This window comes from Sinorhizobium arboris LMG 14919, assembly GCF_000427465.1.
Lineage (GTDB): Bacteria > Pseudomonadota > Alphaproteobacteria > Rhizobiales > Rhizobiaceae > Sinorhizobium > Sinorhizobium arboris.
The window spans coordinates 940,644-962,820 of the sequence record NZ_ATYB01000014.1 but is presented as its reverse complement, the minus strand read 5'-3'; the positions used below and the strand labels follow the sequence as shown (position 1 = coordinate 962,820).

The 22,177-nt window shown below is 62.9% G+C and carries 20 protein-coding genes; 11 read left to right on the top strand and 9 right to left on the bottom strand.

The window, feature by feature from the left end; genetic code table 11:
- Positions 1-4: 4 nt before the first annotated feature.
- From SINAR_RS0115685 to SINAR_RS0115675, 3 genes are all read right to left on the bottom strand, one after another.
- Positions 5-2,215, bottom strand: a complete 2,211-nt coding sequence (locus tag SINAR_RS0115685) for an RNA degradosome polyphosphate kinase (RefSeq protein WP_027999986.1) — start codon at positions 2,213-2,215, stop codon at positions 5-7.
- A gap of 64 nt (positions 2,216-2,279) precedes the next feature.
- Entirely contained in the window at positions 2,280-2,969 is a 690-nt protein-coding gene (gene hdaA / locus SINAR_RS0115680; protein WP_027999985.1) for a DnaA regulatory inactivator HdaA, read from the bottom strand.
- A gap of 73 nt (positions 2,970-3,042) precedes the next feature.
- Positions 3,043-4,158, bottom strand: a complete 1,116-nt coding sequence (locus SINAR_RS0115675) for an AI-2E family transporter (protein ID WP_027999984.1) — start codon at positions 4,156-4,158, stop codon at positions 3,043-3,045.
- 222 nt (positions 4,159-4,380) lie between these two features.
- Between SINAR_RS0115675 and purM the strand changes: the two genes are divergently transcribed.
- The gene (gene purM / locus SINAR_RS0115670) at positions 4,381-5,451 is read left to right on the top strand and encodes a phosphoribosylformylglycinamidine cyclo-ligase (RefSeq protein WP_027999983.1); all 1,071 of its coding nucleotides are present in this window, start codon (positions 4,381-4,383) and stop codon (positions 5,449-5,451) included.
- Positions 5,448-6,110: a phosphoribosylglycinamide formyltransferase gene (gene purN / locus SINAR_RS0115665; protein WP_027999982.1), complete on the top strand. Its 663-nt coding sequence runs from the start codon at positions 5,448-5,450 to the stop codon at positions 6,108-6,110. The genes purM and purN overlap by 4 nt, the downstream gene beginning before the upstream one ends.
- A gap of 30 nt (positions 6,111-6,140) precedes the next feature.
- Here the strand turns inward: purN and SINAR_RS0115660 are convergent, their stop codons facing one another.
- The 4 genes from SINAR_RS0115660 to SINAR_RS0115645 all read right to left on the bottom strand — a co-directional run bounded on the left by SINAR_RS0115660 (position 6,141) and on the right by SINAR_RS0115645 (position 13,059).
- A complete protein-coding gene (locus SINAR_RS0115660) occupies positions 6,141-7,523 on the bottom strand; it encodes a virulence factor (protein ID WP_027999981.1) in 1,383 nt (460 codons plus the stop codon).
- On the bottom strand, positions 7,520-10,126 hold the full coding sequence (gene mprF / locus SINAR_RS0115655) for a bifunctional lysylphosphatidylglycerol flippase/synthetase MprF (RefSeq protein WP_027999980.1): 2,607 nt from the start codon (positions 10,124-10,126) through the stop codon (positions 7,520-7,522). Before mprF ends, SINAR_RS0115660 begins: the two co-directional genes overlap by 4 nt.
- A 104-nt stretch (positions 10,127-10,230) precedes the next feature.
- Positions 10,231-10,824: an NUDIX domain-containing protein gene (locus SINAR_RS0115650; protein WP_027999979.1), complete on the bottom strand. Its 594-nt coding sequence runs from the start codon at positions 10,822-10,824 to the stop codon at positions 10,231-10,233.
- Positions 10,825-10,926: 102 nt separating this feature from the next.
- Positions 10,927-13,059 (bottom strand): molybdopterin-containing oxidoreductase family protein, encoded by a 2,133-nt coding sequence (locus tag SINAR_RS0115645; RefSeq protein WP_027999978.1) that lies wholly within the window; start codon positions 13,057-13,059, stop codon positions 10,927-10,929.
- Between the two features lie 68 nt (positions 13,060-13,127).
- Here SINAR_RS0115645 and SINAR_RS0115640 point away from each other — a divergent pair, with 68 nt between their 5' ends.
- Genes SINAR_RS0115640 through SINAR_RS0115625 form a run of 4 tightly spaced genes read left to right on the top strand, consistent with a single transcriptional unit; the run spans position 13,128 to position 15,801 of the window.
- Positions 13,128-13,997, top strand: coding sequence for a 23S rRNA (adenine(2030)-N(6))-methyltransferase RlmJ (locus SINAR_RS0115640; RefSeq protein ID WP_027999977.1), 870 nt, complete (start codon positions 13,128-13,130; stop codon positions 13,995-13,997).
- A 51-nt stretch (positions 13,998-14,048) separates the two neighbouring features.
- Complete coding sequence (locus SINAR_RS0115635; RefSeq protein ID WP_027999976.1) at positions 14,049-14,492, top strand: hypothetical protein; 444 nt, start codon at positions 14,049-14,051, stop codon at positions 14,490-14,492.
- Positions 14,453-15,196: a ribonuclease T2 family protein gene (locus SINAR_RS0115630; protein ID WP_050577509.1), complete on the top strand. Its 744-nt coding sequence runs from the start codon at positions 14,453-14,455 to the stop codon at positions 15,194-15,196. The genes SINAR_RS0115635 and SINAR_RS0115630 overlap by 40 nt, the downstream gene beginning before the upstream one ends.
- A 14-nt stretch (positions 15,197-15,210) precedes the next feature.
- Positions 15,211-15,801, top strand: a complete 591-nt coding sequence (locus SINAR_RS0115625) for a glutathione S-transferase (protein WP_027999974.1) — start codon at positions 15,211-15,213, stop codon at positions 15,799-15,801.
- Between the two features lie 57 nt (positions 15,802-15,858).
- On the opposite strand, the gene SINAR_RS0115620 is transcribed toward SINAR_RS0115625, so the two are convergent.
- On the bottom strand, positions 15,859-16,497 hold the full coding sequence (locus tag SINAR_RS0115620) for an outer membrane protein (RefSeq protein ID WP_027999973.1): 639 nt from the start codon (positions 16,495-16,497) through the stop codon (positions 15,859-15,861).
- A 364-nt stretch (positions 16,498-16,861) separates the two neighbouring features.
- Between SINAR_RS0115620 and SINAR_RS0115615 the strand changes: the two genes are divergently transcribed.
- The 5 genes from SINAR_RS0115615 (at position 16,862) to SINAR_RS0115595 (ending at position 21,201) form a co-directional block, all read left to right on the top strand.
- Positions 16,862-17,626: an SDR family oxidoreductase gene (locus SINAR_RS0115615; protein ID WP_027999972.1), complete on the top strand. Its 765-nt coding sequence runs from the start codon at positions 16,862-16,864 to the stop codon at positions 17,624-17,626.
- Complete coding sequence (gene uvrC / locus SINAR_RS0115610) at positions 17,623-19,647, top strand: excinuclease ABC subunit UvrC (RefSeq protein ID WP_027999971.1); 2,025 nt, start codon at positions 17,623-17,625, stop codon at positions 19,645-19,647. The genes SINAR_RS0115615 and uvrC overlap by 4 nt, the downstream gene beginning before the upstream one ends.
- 237 nt (positions 19,648-19,884) lie before the next feature.
- Positions 19,885-20,472 carry a CDP-diacylglycerol--glycerol-3-phosphate 3-phosphatidyltransferase gene (pgsA, locus tag SINAR_RS0115605; RefSeq protein ID WP_027999970.1) on the top strand — a complete coding sequence of 196 codons (588 nt, stop codon included), beginning with the start codon at positions 19,885-19,887 and terminating at the stop codon, positions 20,470-20,472.
- Entirely contained in the window at positions 20,469-20,729 is a 261-nt protein-coding gene (moaD, locus tag SINAR_RS0115600) for a molybdopterin converting factor subunit 1 (protein ID WP_027999969.1), read from the top strand. The genes pgsA and moaD overlap by 4 nt, the downstream gene beginning before the upstream one ends.
- A 4-nt stretch (positions 20,730-20,733) precedes the next feature.
- Positions 20,734-21,201: a molybdenum cofactor biosynthesis protein MoaE gene (locus SINAR_RS0115595; RefSeq protein WP_027999968.1), complete on the top strand. Its 468-nt coding sequence runs from the start codon at positions 20,734-20,736 to the stop codon at positions 21,199-21,201.
- Positions 21,202-21,253: 52 nt separating this feature from the next.
- Here SINAR_RS0115595 and SINAR_RS0115590 read toward each other — a convergent pair whose 3' ends face one another.
- The gene (locus SINAR_RS0115590; protein ID WP_027999967.1) at positions 21,254-22,150 is read right to left on the bottom strand and encodes a branched-chain amino acid ABC transporter permease; all 897 of its coding nucleotides are present in this window, start codon (positions 22,148-22,150) and stop codon (positions 21,254-21,256) included.
- Positions 22,151-22,177: the final 27 nt, after the last annotated feature.

The following is a 22,177-nucleotide window of genomic DNA, read 5'->3' as shown; positions in this document are numbered from 1 at the left end:
CAGTTTACTTGCGCCAGCCGCTCTTCCAGCCGGCAATCAGCTTCGGTGCACTGGATTTCAGAGCCTCACCCCGGCCTGAAAGGCTCGGATTGGTCATGAAATAATGCTGCGCGTTGAACGGCTCGGCGTCCTTGCCGACTTCCATACGGCGCGAAGTGCCGTCCGGAAGAATCTCGTAGCTCTGCTGGTTGTCAATGAGATTTCCCAGCATGATCTGCGAAAGAACCTGTTCGTGCACAGTGCGGTTGATGAGAGGGACGAGCGTCTCCACTCGCCTATCCAGATTGCGCGGCATCATATCCGCCGAGCCGATATAGACAAGCGCGTTCTCCGATGGAAGTCCATGTCCGTTGCCGAAGCAGAAAATTCTCGAATGCTCCAGGAACCGGCCAACGATGGATTTGACGCGGATGTTGTCGGAAAGACCGGGCACCTGCGGCCTGAGGCAGCAGATGCCGCGCACGACGAGATCGATCTCGACGCCAGCGCAGCTTGCCTTGTAGAGCGCGTCGATGATTTCCGGGTCCACCAGGGAGTTCATCTTCATCCAGATCGCCGCCGGACGCCCGGATTGCGCATGCCCGATCTCCTCCTCGATGTGCTTGAGGATGCGCGGACGCAGCGTATGCGGTGACACCGCGAGCTTCATGCCCGCTTCCGGCTCGCCGTAGCCGGTGATGAAGTTGAAGATGTTCGCCATGTCGTGGGCGATCACCGGGTTGCAGGTGAAGAACGAGAGGTCGGTATAGATCTTTGCCGTGACCGGGTGATAGTTGCCGGTACCCAGGTGGCAATAGGTCCTGAGTTTGCCTTCCTCGCGGCGCACGACCATCGACATTTTGGCGTGGGTCTTCAACTCAATGAAGCCGAAAACCACCTGGACGCCGGCGCGCTCGAGGTCGCGCGCCCAGCGGATATTCGCCTCCTCGTCGAATCGGGCCTTGAGCTCGACAAGTGCGGTCACCGACTTGCCCGCCTCGGCGGCGTCGATCAGCGCGCGCACGATCGGGCTGTCGTTCGAGGTCCGGTAAAGCGTCTGCTTAATCGCGAGCACGTCCGGATCGCGTGCAGCCTGCAGCAGAAATTGCACCACGACATCGAAGGATTCATAGGGGTGGTGGACGACCATGTCCTTTTCGCGAATGGCGGCAAGACAATCGCCGGCATGTTCGCGCACCCTTTCCGGAAAGCGCGGATTGTAGGCTTCGAAGCGCAGATCCTCGCGCGGCGCCTTGGTGATCTCCGAGAGGGTGTTCAGCGCAAGCAGGCCCGGCAGCACCGCGACGCGGTTTTCCGGGACCCCGAGTTCCTGCACGACGAACTGGCGCAAGGAAGCCGGCATTTCCGAATCGGTCTCGATGCGGATCACCGATCCGCGACGCCGGCGCTTGAGGGCCGTCTCGAAAAGACGCACGAGGTCTTCGGCTTCTTCCTCGACTTCGATATCGCTGTCTCTGATGATGCGGAACGTGCCCGACCCCTTCACTTCGTAGCCCGGGAAAAGCCGGTCGATAAACAGGCTGACGACGTCTTCGAGGGTGATGTAGCGAATGACGCTCTTGACGTCCGGCAGACGAATGAAGCGGTCGAGCGCCACCGGCAGGCGCAGCAGCGCCGTCATCGGGTCGCGCCCGGTCTTGCTGACGAGCTGCAGGCCGATGGAGAAGCCGAGATTCGGAATGAACGGGAACGGGTGTGCCGGATCGATCGAGAGCGGCGTCAATACGGGGAAGATCGCCTGGTCGAATTCGTTCGCAAGCCAGCTGCGATCCTGCGCGGAAAGCGAAGCCGGACGGACGATGAGGATGTCCTCCTTGGCGAGATATTGCTGCAGGACGGCAAGCGATGCCTGCTGTTCCATCTGGAGGTTGTCGACTTCCGTCAGGATGCTCTCGAGCGTCTCCGCCGGCGTCCTGCCGTCCGGGCTGCGCAGCGAAAGTCCGGAACGCACCTGGCCCTCCAGGCCCGCGACACGAACCATGAAGAATTCATCGAGGTTGGCGGCGGAGATCGAAAGAAAGCGGACGCGCTCCAGGAGGGGATGCGCCGTGTTCAACGTTTCTTCGAGTACCCGGCGGTTGAACTGGAGCCAGGAGAATTCGCGGTTGACGAAGCGCTCGGGGCTCGTGAGAAGGTCCGGCTTCTCGGCGGGCGCCTCACGCTTCTGTTCGGCAGGCGCCTCATGTTCCGTGATTGCAGACGTCGCGTTATCCATGCCCATAAGACCCCATTACTCCGAACGAACGAGCTATCCCAGTTTGACGACGGAACTGTGACAGTCAATCGGAGGAACCGGCATTTGCAAGCTCCTCCAGCACTTCCGCCGCCAGGGTGCGGTTCGGCCGCGTAGCGCGGGCGAGCGCCAGGTGGTCGATCCGCTCGACGATGGTCTGCGCCGCCTCCAGCGAGCGTTCCATCCGCGCGACGATGTAGCCGACCAGGCGCTCGTCGACGAGAAGCTGCCGGTCGGCGAAAAGCTTGGTGAGCACCTGCACGAGCAATTCGTCGTCGGGCTCGCCGATTTCGACCACGGTGGCAGCCTTGAGACGCGACCTCAGGTCAGGCAACTCCACCGGCCACGACATCGGCCATAGCCGCGACGTCATCAAAAGCGCCGTGCCGTTCTGGCGCACGCTGTTGATGACATGGAAGAGAGCGGCATCGTCGAAGCCCTGCCGGTCGGCATCCTCGAAGAGGACCGGTTTTTCCGCAGCGATATCCGCGGCGTCCGAGCCGTCTATGGGATGTATCGGCTCCGCCCCGGCCTTTTCGCGCCAGATGCCGGCGAGGTGCGATTTGCCGGAACCGACCGGCCCGCAGATGATGACCACCGGCGACGGCCAGGCCGGCCAGTGATCGACGATGGAAATGGCCGCACTCAGCCGGTCGGAAACGAGCAGGTCGTCGCGGCCGGTCGCGGGCGCGTGGCCGAAGACCAAAGGCAATTGTTCGGACAGATGTCTCTTCATGCGTTACCCGTGAGCATTCACCTTTTGCAGCTGCGTACGTCCGGACGGGAAACCGCTATGCACTGGACGTGCTCTAGCCGTGGCTTTCCGGCTCCTTGTGCGCGGCTGTCCTATGCCCGTGATAGAGATCGCTATCAAGGTACCGCTGGATGCCGAAGCGGACAAGCACACCGATTGCAGCCGCCGCAGGCACCGCCACGAGAAGGCCGACGAAGCCGAAGAGAGCACCGAATGCAAGAAGGGCGAACATCAGCCAGACCGGATGCAGCCCGACGCTTTTGCCGACCAGTTTCGGTTGCAGAATGTTGCCTTCGAGAAATTGGCCGCTGAAGAAGACGGCAAGCACCACAAGTATCCAGATATAGTCCGGCCAGAACTGAACGAGAGCGACGCCGACCGCAAGCACGAGGCCGACCAGCGATCCCACATAGGGAATGAAACTGATCATTCCGGCAAAGAGGCCGATCAGGAGGCCGAAATTGAGCCCGACCATGCTCAGCCCGATCCCGTAATAGAGGCCGAGGATGACGCAGAGAGAACCCTGGCCGCGGACAAATCCGGCAATGGTCGTATTCATATCGCGAGCGATCTGCCGCACGATCTCGACATAGTCGCGCGGTATCCAGCTATCGACCTTGTCGACCATGCGGTCCCAGTCGAGCAGCAGATAGAACGCGACGACGGGGGTGATGACGAAAAGGGACAGGATGTTGAGCAGCGCCATCCCGGAGTTCCAGAGCTGCTGAAACAGCGTTCCGAGAAAGCTTGCGCCCTGCTCCAACAGTTTGGCCGAGTTCTGCTTGATGGCCGCCATCTGGGCACCGAGCCAGTCCGGCAACAGCGTCGACTGGCTGTCGGTCAGAAACTCCTGAAGCCTGGTGACGTATCCCGGCATTTTCTGAATGAAATCGGCAGCCTGAGTGACGACCAGCGGAACGATGATCATCAGCGACAGCGCCAGCACGACGACGAAGGCGACCAGGATGGCGATCGTGGCCATCAGCCGGCTCAGTCCGAGCCGCTCCAGGCGATCGGCAACCGGATCGAGAAAATAGGCGAGCGCCATGCCGGCCAGAAACGGCAGGAGAATGGAGCTGAACACCATCAGGAAAATAATGAAGCCGACAAGCACCAGGAGCCAGAAAAAGATCTGGCGCTGAAGTCCCATACTACTGACCCGATCGCCCATGGCGGCCCCCGTTGCGCGCGGCGCACCGCACGTTCCGCGTCGTTTGTTCCGACGAGATAGGGCTTGGTGCGCGCTAAGGTCAAGTCCGCCAACGGTCGACCGGAGGCGCTGACGATGGGCAAAATCACGAAAAAACCGGAAAGGGCGCGCCTCTCCGCTTGCACTCCTCGCCTCGCCGTGCCAATCGCATCCGCAATAAGCGACGAGCCTTGGAGAACGAGCATGAGCCAGTCGGGAAAGAACGGCCTCACCTACAGCGACGCGGGTGTGGATATCGATGCCGGCAACCTGATGGTCGAGAAGATCAAGCCGCATGTTCGCTCGACCCGGCGCCCCGGCGCCGACGGCGAGATCGGTGGTTTCGGCGGCCTCTTCGATCTTAAGGCCGCCGGTTTCAGCGATCCGGTGCTCGTCGCCGCCAATGACGGCGTCGGCACGAAACTCAAGATCGCGATCGACGCCAACAAGCACGACACGGTCGGCATCGACCTGGTGGCCATGTGCGTGAACGATCTCGTCGTGCAGGGCGCCGAACCGCTGTTCTTCCTTGACTATTTCGCGACCGGCAAGCTCGATCCCGACCAGGGCGCCGCAATCGTTGCCGGGGTCGCAGCCGGCTGCCGCGAGGCAGGTTGCGCGCTGATCGGCGGCGAGACGGCCGAGATGCCGGGCATGTATTCCGGCGGCGATTACGACCTTGCCGGCTTTGCCGTCGGCGCGGCCGAGCGCGGGCAGCTTCTGCCGGCGGGAGACATCGCAGAAGGCGACGTCATCCTCGGCCTTGGCTCCTCCGGCGTTCACTCGAACGGCTATTCGCTGGTGCGCAAGATCGTTTCCCTCTCGGGCCTCGCCTGGGATGCGCCGGCACCTTTCGGCCAAGGCACCCTCGCCGACCTCCTGATGACGCCGACGCGCATCTATGTGAAGCCGCTTTTGAAGACGATCCGCGAGACGGGCGCGATCAAGGCGCTGGCCCATATCACCGGCGGCGGCTTCCCCGAGAACATTCCGCGGGTATTGCCGAAGCATCTTGCCGCCGAAATCGACCTCGACGCCATCAAGCCGCCGCCCGTCTTCTCCTGGCTCGCAAAGACCGGCGGCGTTACGGCCAACGAGATGCTGCGGACCTTCAATTGCGGCGTGGGCATGATCGCGACCGTGCCGGCGAGCGACGCGGAAAAGGTTGCGGCCGTGCTTGCCGGCGAAGGCGAAACGGTCTTCACGCTCGGCCGCATCGTGGCACGCGCCGAGAGCGCCACCGGTACCATCTACAAGGGCAGTCTCGCCATATGAGCATGGTGACCGGCAGGAAGAAGGTCGTCGTCTTCATTTCCGGCGGTGGCTCCAACATGATCGCGCTGGCGAAGGCTGCCGCTGCGCCGGATTATCCCGCCGAGATCATCGCGGTCATCGCCGACAAGGCGGATGCGGGCGGCCTCGACAAGGCGGCCGCGCTCGGCATTCCGACCTTCTCCTTCCTTCGCAAGGATTTTGCGGGCAAGGAAGCGCACGAGGCAGCGATCCTCGCCGAACTCGACCGGCTCCAGCCGGACGTGATCTGTCTGGCGGGCTATATGCGCCTTCTTTCTGCGGCCTTCATTAGACGCTACGAGGGCCGGATCCTCAACATTCACCCTTCGCTGCTACCGCTCTTTCCGGGGCTCAATACGCACCAGCGGACCATCGACGCCGGAATGAAGATCGCAGGCTGCACCGTGCATTTCGTGACGGAGGGCATGGACGACGGGCCGATCGTCGCGCAGGCGGCGGTGCCGGTCATTTCCGGAGATACGGCAGATACGCTCGCAGCCCGCGTCCTCACGGTCGAGCACAGGACCTATCCGATGGCGCTTCGGCTCGTGGCTCAAGGCAAGGTGCGTATGGAAGCCGGCCGGGCGGTAAGCCACTCCGAGGGCGAGGCAACGGGTACTCTGATCTCGCCCGCGATCTGATCACAAGTGCCGGGAATACGACGCGCCCGCTCACTTCGCCGCGGCGAGACGCCGGTCGAGTGCGTCGAGCACACGACGTGTCAGAGCAGCATAGTCGCCGTCGAAATGATGGCCGCCTTCGATGGGAACCACGTCGATGCCGGAGGATTTCAGACCCGGGCAGGCGTCGTCCTCCTCGTCGGTGCCGTAGACGCACTGGATGAGCGACGGCTCGATGGCCTTGATGTCGTCGACCGGGTCTCCAGCATTCCCCTCCCCTTCGGCGCCAAGCCAGCCCAGGACGGAGATCTTGTAATCGGCGCGATGTGACAGCGCCATGAGCGTGACCTGCCGTATCCGCGCGCGGGTCGCCGGCGGAAGCAGGTTGTAGGTGCGCGGCAGGATGTCGGCTCCGAAGGAGTAGCCGATCAGCAGCACCTGAGGGACGTTCCATCGTTTGCCGTAATAGTCGATGATCCGGGCGAGATCGTCGGCTGTCGCCTGCGGCCGGCGCTCCGACCAGAAATAGCGCAGCGAGTCCACTCCGACGACGGGGACGCCCTGCTGCTGCAGGGCATTGCCGACTTCCTTATCTATGTCGCGCCAGCCGCCGTCGCCGGAATAGATCACCGCCATGGTATCGCGGGTAGGCTGCGCGTCGAGGATGGTCAACGGAAGTCCGAACGGATTATCCACTCCGTCGTCCTCCTGAAGATATCCGCCGAGGGCGTCGGAGAGCACGGCATAGGCATCTTCGTCGCTGACCCGGGCTTCGATGTCCGGATGCTTTGACATGAGGGCAGCCACATGCTCGCGTCCCTCGGACGGCGCCGCCGGCGACGAGACGACGGCTATCGGGTCGGGCAAGGCACCATCGGTCAGACCGTAGACCGTGCGATCGCCTTTCCGGATTTTCTCGGCCGGCGTGCAGAGCTGCTTCGTCAGCGCGATGCCCTCGTCGGGATCGACCGCAAGCGTCCGGCCGATCGTCGCTGCCGGAGACTGTGCTGCGATCGCCAGCGCCATGGCTCCACCGGCCCCGACGCCTGCGACGATCGGGGGTCTGTAGGCGCTGTTGCCGGCTGCGCGCTGGACTTGCCGGCTCAAGGATTCGATATCCGAAACCGTGTAGACGCAGTCTCCGTCACCCTTGGCGAGGGCGGCCAGATAGGCTTTGAGGTCGATGCCGATGACGAGCGCCTTCTCGCTCGATAGCTTCCGTGCAGCGGCATCCTCCTTCTCTGTCCAGCCGCCGGCGTCCGAGAGCAGCACCACCAGCCCGGAAGCCGCCCCCTTCGTGAGCAGGATGTGCGGTGCGGGGATCATGCCGGTGTCGAGCGTTGCCGCGTCTTCGGCAGAAGACGGCAGCGGGGCAGCGCCGGCAATCAGTGCCGCCAGAACGGCACGCTTCAAGACGCTTCTAACGCGGGTCATTTCTTGATCACTCCTTTCAGACCGCCGCCGATCAGGAATGTCGCATCCATCAGCGCCAGGATCGGGTTGAAGCCGCCGCTCGCCACGAGGTAGCGCGGCTGCCACTGCGGGTGAAACTTGGACTTGAAGGCGCGCAAGCCCTTGAAGTTGTAGAAGCGCTCGCCGTGCTCATAAAATGCATGGCCGGCGCGGTCCCATACGGGCGCCAGCCGGCGCTCCGACATGCCCGACAGCGGCGCCATTCCAAGATTGAAACGCCGGTAACCCTCGGCCTTCAGATATTCCATAAGTTGCGCGAACAGAAAATCCATCGCCCCTTTCGGCGCCTCGGGCGAGAAACGCATGAGGTCGACCGACCCCTCCTCCCCGGTAGCGGTGACGAGGATGTTGGCGAAGGCCACGATGCGACCCCGGCTCCTGAGGATCGCCACAGGCAGCTCCGCCAGATATCGCGGATCGAAAGCGCCGAGGGAGAAGCCCTTCTCCCGAGCCTTGTGCTGGGCGAGCCATGCATCGGAAACGGCCGTGAGTTCCGGAAGGATCGCGGGCACCTGCGCGGGCGCGACGACCGAGAATTCCAGCCCGTCGCGAAGGCCACGGCTCACCTGCTGGCGCAGGTTTGCCCACTTGCCGCCCTTCAGCTCGAAGCGCGTGAGGTCGACCACCGCAAGTTCGCCGAGGCGGAAGGCCCTCAGGCCTGCATCCGCATAATAGGCAAGTCCGCGCGCCGAGACCTGGTAGAAGACCGCCCGGCAGCCATTGGCGCGAGCCGCCTCGATGAACTGCCAGATGAGGTCCGGCCAGGCATCCACGGGTCCTACCGGATCGAACAGCGCTATCCAGGAACGTGCCCAGCGGCCATACATGATGAAGGCCCGGCCATCGGCCGAGAACATGATGCTCTTGTCACCCATGCGCACGAGGTTGGCGTCGGACATGTCCTGCGCGTCAACGATGGCGATCGCCCGTTCCAACTCCTGCCCGCAGGCGGGCGCAACCGCCGCAGCTGCCGGGCGCATCAGACTCCAGATCGCCACCGCGCTCGCGCCGATCGTCACGCCCAGAAGGGCTCGAAGTCCACGCGGCGCCTCCGCCGAGAATTCGAACTGCCACCAGAGCTCATGGCTGTATGCGACGTCGCGATAGACGAAGAGCAGGACGACGAATGCGCCGAAGCAGATGGTACCCAGCGCGGTGAGCCACGGCACGGTCAGCGCCTGCCCAAAAAGCGAAGCGGATCGGGTGAAGAGGCGACGGCTTGCAAGCAGCCCGACAAGGAAGAAGGCGAGCATGCCGGCTTCCCCGAGCGCCACCGCCTTGACCAGCGAAAGCAGGAACGCGGCGAGCGCGATCCCGACCGAGGCCCACCAGGCGCCATCGAGGCGAAGCGCCAGCCCCCGCGCGACGATGAAGAGCCCCAGTCCCAGCAGGCTCGCAAGGAAATGCGCCCCTTCGACGATGGGGAGGGGCACGTATTTCGCGAGCGAGGCGAGCTTCTCGTCCGGCGTCGGCGTCACCCCCGAGAGCACCAGCATCAGGGCCAGCACGAGCGCCAACGTCGCAAGCAATAGCGGCGTCATCCGGCCGCCGGCCCGGCGGAGGCTGGAGGCAGCGGGACGGCCCGCGAACTGGCGGAGTTCGATGCCGATCATCACGACGATGGCGATGAGCAAGGGCAGCACATGGTAGATGACGCGGTAGAGAACGAGTGCGCCGAGCACGGCATCGACGCCGGCTGCACGGCCAAGGCTCGCGACAACCACCGTCTCGAAGACGCCAAGCCCGGCCGGCACGTGGCTGAGCACGCCAAGGCCCACAGCCACGCAATAGATCGCGAGGAAAGCGGGCCAACCCACTGTCCCGGCGGGCAAGAGTACATGGAGAACGGTGGCGGACGCAGCGAGATCGAGCGCCGTGACGAGGAACTGCTGCGAAGACGTTCGCGAGTCCGGCAGCCGCAAGGCGAAGCGGCCGATGCTGACTTCGTGACCGCTGCGGCCCGCGATCAGCAGCACCAGCACACCGGCAAGCACCAGGGCGGCAATTGCCCGCAGCCATGCCGGATCGAGCCCGGTCAACGGCGCCACATACTCGCCGACGGCAAGCAGGCTCAGGCAGGTGAGGACCGCAAGCCCCAGCCCGAAAGCCAGGGTGACGAAGGCGACGATACGTGCGATCTCCTCCGGTTCCAGCCCGAGACGCGAATAGGACCGGTAGCGGATCGCGCCGCCGCTCAGCGGGCCGAACCCTGCCGTATTGCCGACCGCATAGGCGCAGGCGGCCGTGAGCGCGACGGCGGGATAGGGGAGCTTGCGTTTGATATAGTCGAGCGCACTGACGTCATAGAAGGTGAGTGCGAGGAAACTCAAGCCCGTGAACAGAACCGCCGTTACCACCGATGGCCAGCTCGTGTCCGCCAGCGCAGACACGACGTCGTCATACCGCACCTCCCCCGTCAGATGGAAAATCGCCGCCCCGAAGAGCGCGATCACGAGGAGCGTGCCTATCGTGGAGAGGTAACGCTGGATGCGTTTCAGAAAGAGCCGCCATGCGACCCGCGGCCGTTGGTCTTCCGCTTCAAACTCTTCAGAGGAGGACGCCATTGGATCGCCCGTGTCGTTGAAGGAGACGACAAGGGCTTACCGCAGCGCAACGCAATCGAGAAGTGAAATATCGGTAATGTATAATGTTGTGGAGTATCGGGCCGTTACGTCAGCGAGGCCCGATGGAGCATGGCCCACTGCAGGAGCATGATGGTCTTGGCATCGCAGATCTCACCGGTGCCGATCCCCGCGACGGCTTCCTCGAAGGGGACTTCCAGCACTTCGATGTCCTCGCCTTCATAGGCAAGCCCGCCACCAGCCGCGACCTTCTTGGAGATATCGATGATACCAAGGAAGAAGCTCGTGCGCTCGGTAATGGAACCAGGGCTCATATAGGCGTCGAAAAGATGCATGGCGCTCTCGATGCGGTAACCGGTTTCCTCCATCGCCTCGCGGCAGATGGCGACTTCCGGGGCTTCGCCGTCGAGGAGGCCCGCCGGTGCTTCGAGGATGTATCCCGTTTCCCCCTGCAGAAACACGGGCAGCCGGAGCTGGCGGACGAGAACCACCACCTGCCGCTCCGGATCGAAGAGCAGGATCGTTGCGGCGCGGCCGTGATCGTGCACCTCGCGCACCAGGCGCGCCGTGCTGCCGTCGGACATTTCCTGCTCGATCGTGATCTGTTCGAGATTGATGAAACCATCCCATACCGTTTTGCGGTCGATGATCCGGAAGCGCGGGTCTGCATTTCTGGTCATGGGAGATCCTTTAAGGCCTGTTGAGATTCGGGATACAAGCCGCGGCTTGTTTTCCGTCCGCATCCGCGTCTCAACCTGTTAGAATCGATCGGAGCGGGCCGGTCAGGCCCGGCGCATCCAGACCCGGTTGTCGTGAAATGCGGCGCCTCCATAAGGGGCGACGGCATCGGCACCGGTCAGCACGTTGATTCCTTCGCCATCGAGATGCGCGCCATTGGGCCACAGCCCTTCGGCGATGACAACGCCGCGGCGCGCGCCCCCTCCGATCTTCGCGTGCAGGCGAATTTCACCACGCCCGTTGCCGAGCATCACGACATCGCCTTCGGCGATACCGAGTTCGGCTGCATCCTCCGCATGGATCATGACTTCCGGCCGGCCCTCCTTCCGGATCGAGGAGGGAGTTTCGGCAAAGGTGGAATTGAGGAAAGAGCGCGCCGGCGAGGTTGCGAGGCGGAACGGATGATTCTCATCGGCCAACTCGATCAGGTCGACCTGATCCGGAAACTCCGGAAGACGGCCGTGCGGTCCCTGAAGCCCCATAGCCTCCGGCGGACGGTTCGGCGCAGGCGTGCCTGTCCAGTCCGCCCTGAAGCGGAACCTGCCGTCCGGATGCCCGAAACCGTTGAGAAAATGCGCCTCCTCGAAAGCCGGCTGGCAATCGAGCCACTTCCGCTCCTTCATTTCGTCGTAGCCCATCCCGTAATTGGCGAGCAACCGATCGATATGCTGCCGTTCGGTCAGTCCGAAGCCGGGTCCATCGGCGACGCCGAGACGCTTTGCCAATTCCTCGACGACGAAAAGATTGGTGCGCACGGTCGGCGGCGGCTCGACGACCTTCGGCCCGAGCAGGATATGCTGGTGGCCGCCACCGCGATAAAGATCGTCGTGCTCGAGGAACATGGTGGCCGGCAGGACGATATCCGCGAGCTGCGCGGTGTCCGTCATGAAATGCTCGTGCACGGCGACGAAAACGTCGTCGCGCAGGAAACCGCGCTTCACCAGCCGCTGCTCCGGCGCGACATTGACCGGGTTGGTGTTCTGGATGAGCAACGCCGTCACGGGACCGCGATGGCGAAGCGCTTCGACGTCGCCGGTCAGCACGCGGCCGATCTGCGACTGGTCGAGCATACGCACATCCGGATCGTGAAGGGCGCTGCCGACGAGCTCGCGCTTGTCCAGCCGGAAAATGTCGTTGTTGGAATGGAAGGCGCCGCCGCCCTCGTGCTTCCAGGAGCCGAGCACCGTGGCGACGGAGGCTGCGGCATGGATCGCGACGGAGCCGTTGCGCTGCCGGGTGAACCCGTAGCCGAGACGGAAATAGGTCCGCGGCGTCGTCCCGACGAGCCTCGCGAAGGCTTCGATCTCCTCCACGGAAAGCCCGGTGATGGTGGAAGCCCATTCCGGACCGCGCGTTTTCAGATGCACCTCGAGGCCTGCGGGATCGTCGGCATACTTCGCCATATAGGCGCGGTCGGCATAGCCGTCACGGAAGGCGATGTGCATGACGGCGCAGGCGAGCGCCGCGTCGGTGCCGGGCCTCAGGACCAGCCCCATATCGGCCTGCTTGATCGTCGGATTGTCGTAGACGTCGATGACGACGATCCTGGCACCGCGCTCCTTTCGCGCCTTGACCGCGTGGGTCATGACGTTGACCTGCGTCGCCACCGCATTGGTGCCCCAGATCACCACGCAATCGGACTTGGCCATTTCCCTTGGATCCGGACCGCGCAGGGTACCGGTCGCCATGGTGTAGCCGGTCCAGGCCATGTTGGTGCAGATCGACCCGAAGAAGCCGGAATAGCGCTTGGCGTGGCGCAACCTTTCTATTGAGTCGCGCTGCACCTGCCCCATGGTGCCGGCATAGAAATAGGGCCAGACCGCCTCCGAACCGTGCCTCTGCTCGGCCTTGACGAACTGGTCGGCAATCTCGTCGAGTGCCGTTTCCCAGGAAATCTCCTGCCAGCGCCCCTCGCCCTTCGCACCGGTCCGTCGTTGTGGCACCATCAGCCGGCCGGGATGATAGATGCGCTCGGCATAGCGGGCGACCTTGGCGCAGATCACCCCCGCCGTATAGGTGTTTTCCGCCGCGCCGCGTAGGCGCCCGATCCGGCCCTCGGCGGTGAGGTCGACCTCCAGCGCGCAAGCCGAGGGACAGTCATGCGGACAGACCGAATGACCGATGGATTTTTCTTGTCTGATAGGGGTCGCAACGTTCATGGCTTTTCTATATGGCATGGCCAGGGACGCTCAAAGCCCCATTCGCCATCCATCGAAACAATTGATCGCGGCCATCGGCAACGCTTATGAACTACCGGCACATCTACCACGCGGGCAACTTCGCCGATGTCCTCAAGCATGCGGTACTGGCTCGGCTCGTCACCTATCTGAAGCAGAAGGACAAGGCCTTCCGCGTGCTGGATACCCATGCCGGGATCGGACTTTACGACCTTTCGAGCGAGGAAGCACAGAAGACCGGCGAATGGCGCGAGGGTATCGGCAGGCTGATCTCGGCCGAGCTTCCAGCCGCGGTCGGCGCCATTCTCGAGCCATATCTTTCCGCCGTTCGCGAGCTCAATCCCCAGGGCGGGCTCACGCATTATCCCGGTTCGCCGAAACTCGTTCGCATGCTGTTTCGCCCACAGGACCGGCTGTCGGCCATGGAACTTCACCCGGAGGATCAAGAGGCGCTGCACCGGCTCTTCGAGGGGGACTTCCAGAGCCGCATCACCCGGCTCGACGGCTGGCTGGCGCTGGGCGCACATCTGCCGCCTAAAGAGAAGCGCGGGCTCGTTCTCGTCGATCCTCCCTTCGAAGCCGAAGGCGAGTATGAGCGGCTGGTGGACGGGCTTGCCAAGGCCTACCGCCGTTTCACCGGCGGCATCTACTGCCTTTGGTATCCGCTGAAGAAGGGCGCGCCGATCAAGGATTTTCACGAGGCGCTCAAGGCTTTGGAAATTCCGAAGATGCTTTGCGCCGAACTGTCGGTGCGCAGCGATCGCGTGACCACGGGGCTGGCGGGGTCCGGCCTCGTCATCGTCAATCCGCCCTTCACGTTGAAAGGCGAACTGGACATCCTTCTGCCTTTCCTGAAGTCGCAGCTCGCCCAGGACCGTTTCGCATCGGGACGCTGCTTCTGGCTGCGCGGCGAGGCGCCGATCCAGCGAGGGCCTTGACGGATAAGGTTCTGTGGCTTCAATCTCCTACAACGATTCAGGGAGGTAGCCATGACTTGCAAGCTTGCCGCAATGCTTCTCACCTCACTTTCCCTCGTGGCCGGCATGGCCGGCAGCGCGGCCGCCGCGGACTATGTGGAAGCTCCCGTTGCCCGGCACACCTACGACGTCGGCGTTTGCGGCAACCCCTCCGTTCTGGGCTTCATCACCCGACGCTTCGACTACAAGGCGGCGAATTACCTCCGCGCCAACATCGCCATCGCCGAGATTCGCGAAATGGGCCAATCCCGATTCGAACCACGCGATTACACCCATCTGGTGGAACGCGAATATTGCTACGCGACGGCGGTGACGACGGACGGCGTTCGGCGCCCCATGTGGTATCTGATCGAACGGCCATGGGGCTTTGCCGGCGTCGGGTCCAATATCGAGTTCTGCGTCGGCGGTCTCGATCCATGGTATGTCTACGGCGCCAACTGCGCTTCGCTTCGTTGACGGCTGCAGTCAGGTTGTTCCCGGCGGTCGTCGCTCTTGTCACGATCGCCGGCTGCAGTGACGAAAAGGACGGCCCGGCACCCCCGAACTCGCCGGCCGCGGAACACGCGGCAACCCTGTCCGTGCCCGTCGGCAAGGGGTTCGACTTTTATGTCCTTTCCCTTTCCTGGTCGCCCACCTGGTGCGACGCCAACGACCCCAGAGGGAAGTCCGATCAATGCGAAGCCGGCAGCGGACATGGCCTGATCGTCCACGGGCTCTGGCCGCAGAATGAAAACGGCTATCCGGAATATTGCCGCACGCGGCAATCGGACCGGGTGCCCGAAGCGCTCGGCCGGCAATATTTCGACCTCATTCCCTCGATGGGCCTGATCGGCCACCAGTGGCGCAAGCACGGCACCTGCTCCGGGCTCAGCCAGGGCGATTATTTTGCGGTTACACGGGCGGCTCGCGAGAGGCTCACCATTCCTGTGGAGCTGACGGCCGCGGACGGCTCGGCGAACCTCTCGGTCTCGGCCATCGAGGCGGCATTCGCGGAAAGAAATTCCGGGATGACGAGCGAGGCAATCGCTGTTACCTGCGAAGGCAGGCTGCTCGAAGAAGTCAGGATCTGCTTCGATAAGGAGCTGAAATTCAGGGCCTGTCCTCAGGTGGACCGGCAGGCCTGCAGACGAGACACGGTTTCGCTGCCTGCAGCGCCATAATGGAAAGACATCGCATGAAGATACTCTACTCGCCCGCCTCCCCCTATTCGAACAAGGTCCGGATGGCGGCCCATCATTCCGGAATCGTGGCCGAAAGCGTCCTCACGGAAACCAACGCCAATCCGCCGGAGCTCATCGACAACAATCCGCTTGGCAAGATCCCCACGCTGATCACCGCAGACGGCCTGGCAATCTACGACAGCCGGGCCATCATGCATTTCATCGACCGCGAAACCAAGGGCAAGCTCTATCCGAAGAATCCCGAGAAGCGTACCATGATCGAGATCTTCGAGGCGCTTTGCGACGGCATCTGCGACAGCCTGCTCGCGATTGTCTACGAGAAACGCTTCCACCCGCCCGAAAAGGTGCACCAGCCCTGGATCGACCGGCAGTGGGAAAAAGTGGAAAGGGGGCTGGACTACCTCGAAGACAACCTGCCCAAGACCGGTGGCAAGCTCAATGCGGGACACTTCGCCCTCGCCGCCACGTTGCGCTACATCGAACTGCGTTTCGCCGGCGAATGGCAGAAGGGACGGCCAAAGCTCAAGAGCTGGCCCGCCAAATTCGAGAAGCACTTCCCGGATTATTCGAAGTTCAAGGCCTGAACAGCCAAGACAAAAAAAGGCCGGGTCACCCCGGCCTTTTCGATCCCGTTGGACGGATCAGAACTTGACGCCCATACCGAGTTTGACGGCGTGCTCGTCGTAACCGGAAGAGATCGTCGAACCGCCGGCGCGGAAGTCCTTGGAGCCGTAATCCGTGTAGCGGTATTCGGCGCGCGCCGTGATGTTGTCGGTGACGAAGGTTTCGGCGCCGACACCGGCCGTCCAGCCCACCAGCGTCTTGTCGTCGGAACCGTTCGGCGTCGAAAGCTCGGCATTGCCGAGCGCTACACCGGCCGTGCCGTAGACGAGAACCGGGTTCATATCGACACCGACGCGGCCGCGAACCGAGCCGTTTAGTCCCTGCTTGACGCGGCGGCCGCTCGAACGCGAGTCGTTGCCGGTGTAGTTGATGTCGGCCTCACCGCCATAGACCATCTGGCCGTCCTGCACGTTGTAGCCGCCGTAGAGACCGCCGCCGGTGCCGACCGACTTGTTGTTGCCGGTCGCATCGGCTTCGCCGTGGTGCCAGTCGATCGTGCCGCCGACATAGGCGCCGGACCAGTTCCGCACGGCCGGCTCGGTGTAATCGGCGGCCGGAGCAGCCGGAACCTCGTCGACGATGTCAGCGGCGTGGGCGGCCTGGAAGGCAACGAGGGCAATGGCCGAGGCCATGAGAGTGGTGGTGAGCGTACGCATACTATTCTCCTTTCGAACCGGCGTTCCGTTGTAGTTGTTCTCTCAACGAAACACCGGACATCTGCAATTAACCCGCCCGGTTGACCCGAAATTGATCAGGAAATGAGGAATCTCAAGAGCCAAAATGTGAAATTTTAGTGGCCGCAGCACGACGAAAATACGGTGTTGCGGCACAGACACAGGGTATTTATTAACCATAATTCAAGATTAACAAAAGATATACTATAGCAATACAAAATAATGCAAATTACTGCTTTCGCGTTAATTTTTCAGAAATGAATCAGCCGGCGAGAGTTTCGGCGACCGTTTCCAGCCTATATCTTCTCCCTTCTGGCAATAGGATTCGCAGAAGCAGGACGAAACGTTGAAAAGACCACTCAAGGCGGCGCTCGTTACCGGCGGCGCCCGACGCATCGGCAGAGCGATAGTCGAGGATCTCGCGGAGCACGGTTTCGCACTCGCCATACACGCGAACGGATCGTTCGCCGAAGCGGAGGCGCTCGCCGAGACGCTCAGAACGACCGGCGCCAGGGCGGTTGCGCTCAGGGCCGATCTTACCGAAATCGGCGCGACGTCCCGGCTCGTCGCAGAGGCAACGGCCTTGCTCGGTCCGCTGGACCTCCTCGTCAACAATGCCTCGGTGTTCAACAAGGACAGCCTCGCCGAGTTCGACGAGACGATATGGGAGCGGCACTTCGCGTTGCATGTCAAAGCCCCATCCCTGCTTGCCCGCGATTTCGCACTGCAGCGGCCGGACGGCCTTTCCGGTCTCATCGTCAATGTCATCGATCAGCGCGTCTGGTCTCCAAATCCCCGCTTTTATTCCTATATGTTGTCTAAATCGGCGCTGTGGACGGCAACCCGGACGATGGCCCAGGCGCTCGCCCCCGACATTCGCGTCAACGGCATCGGGCCCGGCCCGACCCTGCCGAACGACCGGCAGGACCCCCGCGACTTCCAGGCGCAGGTCGAGGCGCTTATCCTCAGGCGCGGTCCGGCGCTCGATGAATTCGGACGTGCGATCCGCTTCCTTTTCGACACGCCGTCGGTTACCGGACAGATGATCGCGCTCGACGGCGGCCAGCATCTTGCCTGGGAGACGCCGGATATTCGGGAGATAGTGGAATGAACGGGCAGACGCCCACGGATGGCGGCATCCTCTATGACGGCACGGAAACCGAGGACGAAGACGATCTGATCGAACTGCCCGAGGTCGAACGGACTGCGCCCGAAATTGGATGGGCGGAGAGCCGGCCGGAAGTGGCGGGCCTCAAGGGAGCCGAACTCATACAGGCTTTGGTCAAGCGCCTGCCGAACGGGCCCGGCGTTTACCGGATGCTGAACGAGGCGGGCGACGTGCTCTATGTCGGCAAGGCCCGCAGCCTGAAGAAGCGGGTGAGCAACTATGCCCAGGGGCGCGGCCACTCGAACCGCATCACGCGCATGGTTCGCGAGACTGCGCATATGGAATTCGTGACGACGAGGACGGAGATCGAGGCGCTTCTGCTTGAAGCGAACCTCATCAAGCGCCTGCGTCCACGCTTCAACGTGCTTCTGCGCGACGACAAGTCGTTCCCTTACATCGTCGTCACCGGCGATACACGTGCGCCGGCACTTTACAAGCACCGCGGCGCGCGCAGCCGCAAGGGAGACTACTTCGGCCCCTTCGCCTCGGCAGGAGCGGTCGGGCGGACGATCAACTCGCTGCAGCGCGCCTTTTTGCTCAGAACATGCACCGACAGCGTTTTCGAGACACGCACGCGCCCCTGTCTGCTCTACCAGATCAAGCGCTGTTCCGCGCCCTGCACGAACGAGATCAGCGACGCCGGCTATGCGGAACTGGTCAGCGAGGCCAAGGACTTCCTCTCCGGCAAAAGTCAGGCAGTCAAGGCAACCATCGCCGCCGCCATGGCCGAGGCTTCGGAAAGTCTCGATTTCGAGCGTGCGGCGCTCTACCGCGATCGACTGGCTGCGCTGAGCCACGTCCAGAGCCACCAGGGCATCAATCCGGCCGGCGTCGAGGAGGCCGACGTCTTCGCCATCCATCACGAAGGCGGCATCTCCTGCATCCAGGTGTTCTTTTTCCGGACCGGACAGAACTGGGGCAACCGCGCCTATTTCCCCAAGGCGGACCCTGCGCTTCCGGCCGCCGAAGTGCTCAGCGCCTTTCTCGCCCAGTTCTACGACGACAAGCCCTGCCCTCGGCAGGTCCTCCTCTGCGCACCCATCGAGGAACAGGAATTGCTTGCACAGGCGCTCAGCGAGAAATCCGGCTACAAGGTTTCGATCCTGGTGCCGCAGCGCGGAGAGAAGAAGGATCTCGTCGAGCATGCGCTTGCAAACGCCCGCGAGGCGCATGGCCGGAAGCTTGCCGAGACCGCTTCGCAGGCGCGCCTGCTCGAAGGTTTCGCCGCAACCTTCCAGCTCCCTTACGTGCCGCGCCGCATCGAGATCTACGACAACTCGCACATCATGGGCACCAATGCGGTGGGCGGCATGGTCGTGGCGGGGCCGGAGGGCTTCGTCAAAGGCCAGTACCGCAAGTTCAACATCAAATCGACCGACATCACGCCGGGCGACGATTTCGGCATGATGCGCGAGGTCATGACGCGCCGCTTCTCCCGCCTCCTGAAAGAGGAAGGCAAGCCGGACCGGTCCGCGGAGCCGGGTGAAGATGCCGCTTTCCCTGCGTGGCCCGACGTCATCCTGATCGATGGCGGCCAAGGCCAGATGACGGCCGTTCGCGCGATTCTGAGCGAACTCGGCATAGAAGATTGCGTGACGGCGATCGGCGTCGCCAAAGGCGTCGACCGCGATGCCGGCCGCGAGCGTTTTTTCGCCGAAGGCCGGGAGAGCTTTGCTCTGCCGCCGCGCGACCCGGTCCTCTACTTCATCCAGCGTCTGCGCGACGAAGCGCACCGCTTCGCGATCGGCTCGCACCGCGCTCGCCGGAAAAAGGAAATGGTCAAGAATCCGCTCGACGAGATCGCCGGAATCGGTCCGACGCGCAAGCGCGCGCTCCTCACCCATTTCGGAACCGCCAAAGCCGTCTCCCGCGCGGGCATCAACGACCTGATGTCGGTAAACGGCATTTCGGAAACGGTCGCCCGTCTCGTCTACGAACATTTCCACGAGGACGCCGCCAAATAATCGTGGCGGCGCAATTCAGCCTGCGTTCAGACGAAATCCGCCAAATATGACGGGCGTCACGCAATGATCTGTTGACCTTACGGTCGCAAAGTCATTCTGTACAGCTGAACCCGGAGGGGATGAGGAAGTCATTCGGCGTTTCCGCCCGCATCCCGCTTCGACCACTAGAAATCGATCGCGCCGATGACCCCAGATCGCGGGAAATGAGGGACTGTCGTGTCCAGAGAAACCGAATCCATGCCAACGCCCATAGCCTATAGCATCCCGAATCTGCTGACCTATTTCCGTATCCTGATCGTACCGCTGATCGTCTTCTGCTTCTTCATCGAGGGACGGCTTCACAGCTCGGACTTTGCGCGCTGGACCGCGCTCATCCTCTTTGTCATGGCTTCGATCACGGACTTCTTCGACGGCTATCTCGCCCGCATATGGAAGCAGACCTCCAATATCGGCCGTATGCTCGACCCGATCGCAGACAAGCTGCTGGTCGCGTCGATCCTTTTGCTCGTCGCCGCCGACGGGACGATCGCCGGCTGGTCGATCTGGGCCGCCATCATCATTCTCTGCCGCGAGATCCTGGTTTCCGGCCTCCGCGAATATCTTGCAGCCCTCAAGGTCAGCGTTCCGGTGACGCGGATCGCCAAATGGAAGACGACGATCCAGATGGTGGCGATCGCCTTCCTGCTCGCCGGTCCGGCCGGCGACAAGATAGTGCCCTATGTGACGGAAGCCGGTATCCTGCTTCTGTGGATTGCGGCGGGCATCACCCTTTACACCGGCTATGACTATTTCCGCGCCGGCCTCAAACATGTGGTCAACGAATGAGCACGGTAAACCTCGTCTATTTCTCCTGGGTTCGCGAGCGCATCGGCAGGCCAGAGGAAACACTGGAACTGCCGGAGGATGTCGTGACGGTCGCCGACCTGCTTGGCTACCTGAAAGCCCGTGGCGAGGAATATGCCGCGGCATTCGAGCACTCGAACGTCATCCGGGCGGCGATCAACCAGGAGCATGTTGAGCACGGCGAGCCGATCGCCGGCGCCCGCGAGATCGCCCTCTTCCCGCCGATGACGGGCGGCTGAGGTCATGACCGTCCCCATCACCGTACGCGTCCAGCGCGACAACTTCGACATCGCCGCCGAGGTCTCCGCGCTGTGCCGCGGGCGGACGGATATCGGTGCGGTGGTCACGTTTTCCGGGTTGTGCCGCGACGAGGCCGGAGCGCTCAGCGCGCTCGAGCTCGAGCATTATCCCGGCATGGCGGAGGCGGAAATGGAACGCATCTGCCGCGAGGCAATCGAGCGCTTCCGACTGCAGGCCGCAACCGCCATCCACCGCTTCGGACGCATGGCGCCCGGGGAAAATATCGTCCTGGTGATAACCGCCTCCCCGCACCGGCAGGCGGCATTCGACGGCGCGAATTTCATCATGGATTTCCTGAAGACATCGGCGCCCTTCTGGAAGAAGGAACATCACGCCGACGGCAGCGCAGGCGATTGGGTCAGCGCGAAGGACGCGGACGATGCCGCCCGCGGCCGCTGGACGCGTGGGTGATTTCAACCCCTGAATGCGGGAGAAAACCGCGACGCACCTTGTCCCGCCTGGATCAAGGAATGATCTTTTCCCGGCGCGTTACCACGAGCACGATCACCAGGAAGCCGAATATCGCGAAATCCCGCCAGAGGATCGGACCATAGGCGCTCCACAGCGTCTCGATGAGGCCGATGCCGGCTGCACCCAGTGCAGCGAACAACGGCGCAGTCTGCCCGCCGATGGCCGCGATGAACAGGACCTTTACGCCGAAGGTCAGGCCGGTGCCGAAATCCATATTGCCGTAATAGGAAGCCGCGAGAATCCCGCAGAAGGCGGCGATCAGCGACGCCACGCCATAGGCGGCGATATAGACCAGTCCCGGATCGACACCGCAAAGTGCGGCGGCCTCGCGATCCTCGGACACGGCGCGCCAATAACGGCCGGCGTGGGAACGGCTCAACAGCCAATGGCCGCCGGCGACAAGGGCCACCATGAAAGCGGTGTTGATGAGCTGGACCATGGTCAGCGCGACCGGAAAGGCGGGATTCGGCCAGAACACGACCACCTCGTTCAGGAAGGGCGGCAGCCAGAGACTTCTTGTCTCGGAGGCAAGCCGGGCGGTTTCCATCAACACCAACAGGGTTCCGAGCGAAGCGACGACCACGGCGTTCGCCGAGGAAAAGGCCAGGGGCCGCATGACGTAGCGCCCGGCAACGAGACCGGCGCCGAGGCCGAATGTCACGGCCGCCGCAGCCCCTAGCCCAAGCGCCGCGGGCAACACAAGCCACAGCCGATTCCAGCCGACGTCCGAGAAGAGTACGAAGATTTGTCCGGCAAAGGCGAATAGCGCGCCATAGGTCAGGTCCGCCCGCCGCGTGACCGCAAAGGCGATCGCGTATCCGAAGGCGAGCGCCGCATAAAGTGCGGCCACGGGCACGGCGTTGGCAATCTGCTGCAGAAAGTAGGCCATGGCACATCCGGGTGGTGACAAGCATAC

Coding starts and splice junctions, on each gene's coding strand:
- SINAR_RS0115685 (WP_027999986.1), bottom strand. CDS start 2,215: ATGGATAACGCGACGTCTGCAATCACGGAACATGAGGCGCCTGCCGAA.
- hdaA (WP_027999985.1), bottom strand. CDS start 2,969: ATGAAGAGACATCTGTCCGAACAATTGCCTTTGGTCTTCGGCCACGCG.
- SINAR_RS0115675 (WP_027999984.1), bottom strand. CDS start 4,158: ATGGGCGATCGGGTCAGTAGTATGGGACTTCAGCGCCAGATCTTTTTC.
- purM (WP_027999983.1), top strand. CDS start 4,381: ATGAGCCAGTCGGGAAAGAACGGCCTCACCTACAGCGACGCGGGTGTG.
- purN (WP_027999982.1), top strand. CDS start 5,448: ATGAGCATGGTGACCGGCAGGAAGAAGGTCGTCGTCTTCATTTCCGGC.
- SINAR_RS0115660 (WP_027999981.1), bottom strand. CDS start 7,523: ATGACCCGCGTTAGAAGCGTCTTGAAGCGTGCCGTTCTGGCGGCACTG.
- mprF (WP_027999980.1), bottom strand. CDS start 10,126: ATGGCGTCCTCCTCTGAAGAGTTTGAAGCGGAAGACCAACGGCCGCGG.
- SINAR_RS0115650 (WP_027999979.1), bottom strand. CDS start 10,824: ATGACCAGAAATGCAGACCCGCGCTTCCGGATCATCGACCGCAAAACG.
- SINAR_RS0115645 (WP_027999978.1), bottom strand. CDS start 13,059: ATGCCATATAGAAAAGCCATGAACGTTGCGACCCCTATCAGACAAGAA.
- SINAR_RS0115640 (WP_027999977.1), top strand. CDS start 13,128: ATGAACTACCGGCACATCTACCACGCGGGCAACTTCGCCGATGTCCTC.
- SINAR_RS0115635 (WP_027999976.1), top strand. CDS start 14,049: ATGACTTGCAAGCTTGCCGCAATGCTTCTCACCTCACTTTCCCTCGTG.
- SINAR_RS0115630 (WP_050577509.1), top strand. CDS start 14,453: ATGGTATGTCTACGGCGCCAACTGCGCTTCGCTTCGTTGACGGCTGCA.
- SINAR_RS0115625 (WP_027999974.1), top strand. CDS start 15,211: ATGAAGATACTCTACTCGCCCGCCTCCCCCTATTCGAACAAGGTCCGG.
- SINAR_RS0115620 (WP_027999973.1), bottom strand. CDS start 16,497: ATGCGTACGCTCACCACCACTCTCATGGCCTCGGCCATTGCCCTCGTT.
- uvrC (WP_027999971.1), top strand. CDS start 17,623: ATGAACGGGCAGACGCCCACGGATGGCGGCATCCTCTATGACGGCACG.
- pgsA (WP_027999970.1), top strand. CDS start 19,885: ATGCCAACGCCCATAGCCTATAGCATCCCGAATCTGCTGACCTATTTC.
- moaD (WP_027999969.1), top strand. CDS start 20,469: ATGAGCACGGTAAACCTCGTCTATTTCTCCTGGGTTCGCGAGCGCATC.
- SINAR_RS0115595 (WP_027999968.1), top strand. CDS start 20,734: ATGACCGTCCCCATCACCGTACGCGTCCAGCGCGACAACTTCGACATC.
- SINAR_RS0115590 (WP_027999967.1), bottom strand. CDS start 22,150: ATGGCCTACTTTCTGCAGCAGATTGCCAACGCCGTGCCCGTGGCCGCA.